Raw genomic sequence first — 1,382 nt, forward strand, 5'->3', positions numbered from 1 at the left:
GCCATGAGCTACAAGAGTGACATCGAGATTGCGCGTGAGGCGCAGAAGAAGCCGATCCAGGAGATTGGCGCGAAGATCGGGATTTCGGACAGCGACCTGCTGCCCTACGGCCATGACAAGGCGAAGGTGAGCCAGAGCTTCATCAACTCTGTGCAGGACCGCGAAGACGGCAAGCTGATCCTGGTGACCGCGATCAACCCGACGCCTGCGGGCGAAGGCAAGACCACCACCACCGTGGGCCTGGGCGACGGTCTGAACCGGATCGGCAAGAACGCGATGATCTGCATCCGCGAAGCGAGCCTCGGCCCGAACTTCGGCATGAAGGGCGGCGCTGCGGGCGGCGGTTACGCCCAGGTGGTGCCGATGGAGGAGATGAACCTCCACTTCACCGGCGACTTCCACGCCATCACCTCGGCGCATTCGCTGCTGTCGGCGATGATCGACAACCACATCTACTGGGGCAATGAGTGCGACATCGACATCCGCCGCGTCGCCTGGCGCCGGGTGGTCGACATGAACGACCGCGCCCTGCGCCAGATCACCGCGTCGCTGGGCGGCGTCTCCAACGGCTTCCCGCGCGAAGCCGGCTTTGACATCACCGTGGCGTCGGAAGTGATGGCGATCCTGTGCCTGGCGAACGACCTCAAGGACCTGGAAAAGCGCCTCGGCGACATCATCGTGGCCTACCGCCGCGACAAGACCCCGGTCTACTGCCGCGACATCAAGGCCGAAGGCGCGATGACCGTTCTGCTGAAGGACGCGATGCAGCCGAACCTGGTGCAGACCCTGGAAAACAACCCGGCCTTCGTGCACGGCGGCCCGTTTGCCAACATCGCGCACGGCTGCAACTCGGTGATCGCCACCAAGACCGCGCTGAAAGTGGCCGACTACGTCGTGACTGAGGCCGGCTTCGGCGCTGACCTCGGCGCCGAGAAGTTCATGAACATCAAGTGCCGCAAGGCAGGCATCGCACCCTCCGCGGTGGTGCTGGTGGCCACCGTGCGCGCGATGAAGATGAACGGCGGCGTTGCCAAGGCAGACCTGGGTGCCGAGAACGTCGACGCGGTGAACTCCGGCTGCGCCAACCTCGGCCGCCACATCGAGAACGTCAAATCCTTCGGCGTGCCGGTTGTGGTTGCGATCAACCACTTCGTGACCGACACCGATGCCGAAGTTGACGCCGTCAAGGCCTACTGCGCTACCCACGGCGTCGAGGCGGTGCTGTCGCGCCACTGGGAGCTGGGCTCCGAGGGTTCCGCGCCGCTGGCCGAGAAGGTTGTCGAGATCGTCGACGCCGGTTCCGCCAACTTCTCGCCGATCTACCCGGACGACATGCCGCTGTTCGAGAAGATCGAGACCATCGCCAAGCGCATCTACCGCGC

The 1,382-nt window shown here is 64.6% G+C and carries 1 protein-coding gene; it reads left to right on the forward strand.

Annotated elements, in window-relative coordinates; translation table 11 throughout:
* Positions 1–3: 3 nt before the first annotated feature.
* The coding region (locus KUW17_RS23165) for a formate--tetrahydrofolate ligase (protein ID WP_222482651.1) at positions 4–1,382 on the forward strand (1,379 nt) is incomplete at its 3' end.

Origin of the sequence: Leisingera aquaemixtae (assembly GCF_019801145.1) — a bacterium.
Classification (GTDB): domain Bacteria; phylum Pseudomonadota; class Alphaproteobacteria; order Rhodobacterales; family Rhodobacteraceae; genus Leisingera; species Leisingera aquaemixtae_A.